This is a genomic window from Pedobacter sp. (assembly GCF_035566355.1).
Taxonomy (GTDB): Bacteria; Bacteroidota; Bacteroidia; order Sphingobacteriales; family Sphingobacteriaceae; genus Pedobacter.
Genome location: NZ_DATMRL010000431.1, coordinates 1 through 5,010, shown reverse-complemented (window position 1 = coordinate 5,010; position 5,010 = coordinate 1). Strand labels below are relative to the sequence as shown.

The following is a 5,010-nucleotide window of genomic DNA, read 5'->3' as shown; positions in this document are numbered from 1 at the left end:
AGGATAGTTTCTCCTAAGATTGCAATATAAATAAGACTGATGATCGAGACCAGTACCATGGCCAGTTTGGTGTGGAACGGTAGAGAGATGTTTTTCATGCGTTATATTCTGATGTGATAAAGGCCTTTTAAAACAAACGCCCTGCCAGTTTTTCCTGGCAGGGCGTTTTTATGATCAATTGATTTTTTTATTTCCAGTCGCTTGCCTGATCTAATATAGCAATATCTTCTGTGTTTAGTTTCAAAGCTGCTGCATTAATCAGATCTTTTAGCTGATCTTTTGTGGTGACGCTGGCAATTGGTGCTGTAACAGATGGACGGGCAATCAGCCAGGCCAGGGCAATACTTGCCGGATTGGAGTTGTATTGTTCAGATACCTGATCTAGTGCTTTCAGAATTCTGAAACCTCTTTCATTGAGGTAGTTCTTAATACCACCACCTCTTTTGCTTTTGTTTAAATCGGCTTCTGACCGGTATTTTCCAGATAAAAAGCCGCTGGCCAATGCGTAATAGTTGATTACGCCGAGGTGATTTTCCAGGCAAAGTTCTTCATATTCTTTTTCAAAATGTTCTCTGGAATAGAGGTTGTATTCTGGCTGGAAAGTTTGATAGACAGGCAGACTGTGTTTTTTACTGGTTTCCAGTGATTCTTTTAAACGTTCTGCTGAATAGTTGGATGCGCCAATCCAGCGGACTTTACCGGCGCGAATGAGTTCGTCATAAGTTTCGAGTGTTTCCAGTACCGGGGTTTCCGGGTCGTCATAATGACTCTGATACAGGTCTATATAATCTGTTTGAAGTCTTTTTAAAGAATCTTCTACTCTTGTGGTGATGTATTTTTTGGTGAGTTTTTTGCCCTCTCCCATGTCAGCACCAACTTTGGTGGCAATGATCACATCTTTGCGGTTGTTGCGGGCTTTCAGCCAGTTTCCAATAATGGTTTCTGATTCTCCACCCTGGTTTCCGGGGTTCCATCTGGAATATACATCGGCTGTATCGATGAAGTTAAAGCCGGCATCAACAAAGCCGTCCAGGATCTCAAAGGATCTGTTTTGGTCTATAGTCCATCCAAAAACATTGCCCCCAAAGGTAATCGGGGAAACAAATAAGTCTGTATTACCTAATTTTCTTTTATCCATGATCAATAATTAACGAGATTGAATAACAAATGTATAGCCCTGAGGTTTTAAATTCTGTCCTGGATATGTCAATATCAGGAATTAATCTTCGTTTTTTACAGCCCGTAACATTTCTCGTTTACCCGGAGCGCCTGGAAGTTTTTGAATTTGCAGGCCATGGCTCTTTAAGGCACGTTTTAACTTTCCGGTAATGGCATAGGTTACAAAAATTCCTCCTGGTTTTAAGAAGGAGCAAACATGGCCAATGATCTCATCCGACCACATTTCAGGTTGATGCTGTACAGAAAAAGCATCAAAATAGATCAGATCGTAGGATTTTGTATCCTTGAAATTTTCCAGTTGGATATGTGGAATGAAAAGTTGTAGCAGTGGGTTTAATCTGGATGGTGCTTTCAGGGCAGCTTCATACTGGCTGATTAAACTTTCCCAAACCGGAACGGAAACATATTGGTCATAGCCGGTACTGCCGAGTTGTTCCAGGCTTAATGGATAGGCTTCAATACCCGTATAATCAATGTCGAGATTTTTTTCTGCGGCATAAGCTGCTGTAAACAGGAAATTCAAACCTGTACCAAAGCCAATCTCCAGAATGGATAGGGCTTTGCCTGGGTATTTCTCTTCTGCATATTTTAGGCCTGCATCTATAAATACATGTTTGCTTTCTTGTACAGCCCCATGTTTGGAATGATAATGTTCTCCAATGGTTTCGTTATATAGGGTGTTCGAGCCGTCGGCGGTTTGGATAAGTGTATTCATTTTTTCAAAATTAGCAGAAAAGCTGTTTAAATTGCTGAATATTTTACTTATTGGGCGTAATGAGCAGAGGGAGTGCCCGCTATCTTTATAGTTCTAAACCAAATATAGATGAACAGGACAGGAACAAAGCGCTGGCTCTTGCTGGCCGTTTTACAGGTGTTTTTTTCTACGGGATTTGCCCAAAAGGCGAAGTTGGGTGAATCGGGCAAGAGCCAGTGGGCATACCTGGATAAGGGAAAGCTCCTTTATAAAACACTTCCGGGGGGAGACCGGATCATGGACTTTTCTTATGCCGGGTATATGGGAGGTGGTGTTGCCATTCCAGATCCGAAAGTACGGGTGGTTCTAAGCCCTCAGACGGGAGACAATACGGATGCTATACAGTTGGCCATTAATAAGGTTTCGCAAATGCCTGTAGAAAATGGCTTTAGAGGAGCGGTTTTATTGAAGGAGGGTGTTTATGATTGCGACCGGACTCTTGTGATCAATGCCAATGGTGTGGTGCTGAGGGGGAGTGGTTCAGGAGAAAGAGGAACCGTGATCAATATGACTGGAAAACCACATGTCTGTATTTCTGTGAAGGGGGCTGTGGAGGTGAAGAGTAGCGGGTTATCTTCTGTGTTTGCGGAAGCTTATGTGCCCTCTGGTGCGATGTCTTTTAGGTTGAAGGATGCTTCGCATTTTGCTGTTGGGGATATGATCCGCATTTCCAGACCAGTAACTGAAGCCTGGGTGCATTTTATGGGAATGGACCAGTTGACCAGGAATGGAAAAAAGCAAACCTGGATTACGGGGGAGATTACTACTGAACGGGTAATTAAGGAGATTGTAAATAATAAGGTTACGATTGATGTTCCGCTGACGGATAGTTATGATGCTCAATATTTAGAAAAGGATGGGGTGAAGGTAACTAAGATCAGTATGGATGGGATGCTGTCGCAAATTGGATTTGAGAATTTAAGAATGGTCTCTCCCAAACAATCGGGTACGATTGATGAGGGGCATCATAAAGCTTTTAGCATGAGTGGGGTGGTGGATGCCTGGGCAAGAAATATTGACGTGTTTAATACGGTAAACAGTGTAAGTGTGACGGGCAAGCGGATTACCGTGGAACAGGTGAGGATCTTTCATGAGTTGCCAACACAGGGAGCGGCTAAACCAGCTGATATCAATGGCAGCGGACAGCAGTTGCTGTTTAACCAATGCAGCGTTCAGGGAGATAATATGTTTTTCTTTGGTACAGGCGCAAAGGTCACTGGCCCGGTTGTGGTATTGAACTGTGTTTTCCGGGGAAATGGATGGATACAGCCGCATCAGCGATGGGCTACGGGTTTACTGGTAGATGGCTGCAGGGTTCCTGATGGAGGAATTGATTTTATGAACAGAGGGGCCATGGGCTCAGGACATGGCTGGGCTATTGGTTGGGCTGTGGCCTGGAATTCTTCGGCGAAAAGTTTTCTGAACCAGCAGCCTCCGGGTGCTGCGAATTGGGTGATCGGTGGTTCTGGTGAACCTCAAAAGAAGGCCATGCCTTTTGATCAGACGCCTTTGCTTGCAGAGGGCATTTATGATGTGCCTGGTGTAAGTGTGCGGCCTCAGAGCCTTTACCTGGAGCAATTGTCGGAAAGATTGGGCGCACAAGCGGTTAAAAACATTGGGTATTAAGTTGCGGTTGCCTTCTCTGTCTGAACAGGAAAGCAACCGCTTTGGCTTTTATTTTGAGGATTCGGTGGTGGTATTTCCTTTCCAGTCGCCAAATGCTTTTTGTGCAATGGCTTTAGCTTCAGATGGGCTAATGTTTCCGGCAATGGTCAGATAAGCTTTAGACAAGTCGATCTGATTGCTGTTATAGGCTTTTGCTTCATTGATCTTACCATTGGTTTCTTTTTCAGACGAATTAAATAGACCTGTTACCAGGTTTTGTAAACCTTCTTGTTCTGCTTCTTTAACCGCATCATCTTCTGATTTGAAATTAGCATATACTTTAGAAATTCCTGTGTTTTGAGCTACGATAATGGTTAAACCATTTTTTAATTTAAAGCTTACCGGATCTTTCATGCTGCCTGTTTGGGCATGAGCAAATTGGGCTGCGAATAAGCTGATAACGATTAGAAATAAGTTTTTTATTGTTCTCATAGTTTTAAAATTGTTCAATCTTTTTAGGAAGCGATCACGTATGTATTCATAGTCGTTTCCAAATGTTTTTACCTGTTTATTTTTCTGGTAGCAAAATTAGTTTGTCCGAGAATGCGATAATATAGGCGATAGGCAGAAAGGCAAAAAGGCACGATGAATGAAGAATTAAACTCTTTGAGATTTTTTTTAGCTCCTATGCTATTTAAGTCGATTAGTTTTCTTTTTCTTGGTAATTATAATTATTTTAGTGCAAAGAAATCTGATACCTAATGAATTGCCTAATTGTTGACGACAACAAAATTGCACTCGCTGCATTGAAGCAGATGATCAGTATGGATTCTTCTTTAACGCTCATTAAAGAATGTGAAAATGCCATCGATGCCTGCAGAGAAGTTATAGAAGGTCAGATTGATCTTCTCTTTTTGGATATTGAAATGCCCGGTATGACGGGGATTGAACTGGTGCGGAATCTTGGAGATAAACGACCGATGATTATTTTTACCTCCGGCCGGACAGACTACGCTGCGGAGGCTTTTGATTTGAATGTTGTGGATTTTTTAACCAAGCCTATTATTCCGGTTCGTTTTATGCAGTCGGTTAAAAAGGCCAGGGACTTGTACAAAACCAAAAGCATTTCCATTGGGCATAAAGAGGATGAGTTTGTTTTTATCCGGGATTCAAACGTAGTGAGAAGGTTAAAGGCGGCGGATATTCTATACCTTGAAGCGATGGGAGATTATGTGAAGATCTATGTTCCCGATCAGGTGTATTCTATTCACTCTTCTCTAAAATCAGTAGAACAAAAACTTACACAAAGCATGTTCCTGCGGGTTCATCGTTCTTTTATTGTCAATGTGAATAAGATAGATACCCTGGAGGGTGGAACGCTGATTATTAATAAAAGCCTGGTTCCTGTTTCTGATGCCTACCGTTCGGCATTAAATAAACGAATGCAGATTCTATAATATTTATAACTAAAT

5 protein-coding genes are annotated in these 5,010 nt (G+C 42.1%); 2 read left to right on the top strand and 3 right to left on the bottom strand.

Going from position 1 to position 5,010, the window contains the following annotated elements:
- Nucleotides 1–187: 187 nt before the first annotated feature.
- The gene (locus tag VNZ46_RS16640; RefSeq protein WP_325561185.1) at nucleotides 188–1,138 is read right to left on the bottom strand and encodes an aldo/keto reductase; all 951 of its coding nucleotides are present in this window, start codon (nucleotides 1,136–1,138) and stop codon (nucleotides 188–190) included.
- A gap of 81 nt (nucleotides 1,139–1,219) precedes the next feature.
- Nucleotides 1,220–1,894, bottom strand: coding sequence for a tRNA (5-methylaminomethyl-2-thiouridine)(34)-methyltransferase MnmD (gene mnmD, locus VNZ46_RS16635; RefSeq protein WP_325561184.1), 675 nt, complete (start codon nucleotides 1,892–1,894; stop codon nucleotides 1,220–1,222).
- 108 nt (nucleotides 1,895–2,002) lie between these two features.
- Here mnmD and VNZ46_RS16630 point away from each other — a divergent pair, with 108 nt between their 5' ends.
- Nucleotides 2,003–3,559 carry a hypothetical protein gene (locus tag VNZ46_RS16630; protein WP_325561183.1) on the top strand — a complete coding sequence of 519 codons (1,557 nt, stop codon included), beginning with the start codon at nucleotides 2,003–2,005 and terminating at the stop codon, nucleotides 3,557–3,559.
- A 48-nt stretch (nucleotides 3,560–3,607) separates the two neighbouring features.
- On the opposite strand, the gene VNZ46_RS16625 is transcribed toward VNZ46_RS16630, so the two are convergent.
- Nucleotides 3,608–4,030: a hypothetical protein gene (locus VNZ46_RS16625; RefSeq protein WP_325561182.1), complete on the bottom strand. Its 423-nt coding sequence runs from the start codon at nucleotides 4,028–4,030 to the stop codon at nucleotides 3,608–3,610.
- 269 nt (nucleotides 4,031–4,299) lie between these two features.
- Here VNZ46_RS16625 and VNZ46_RS16620 point away from each other — a divergent pair, with 269 nt between their 5' ends.
- Nucleotides 4,300–4,995, top strand: a complete 696-nt coding sequence (locus VNZ46_RS16620; RefSeq protein ID WP_133777848.1) for a LytR/AlgR family response regulator transcription factor — start codon at nucleotides 4,300–4,302, stop codon at nucleotides 4,993–4,995.
- Nucleotides 4,996–5,010: the final 15 nt, after the last annotated feature.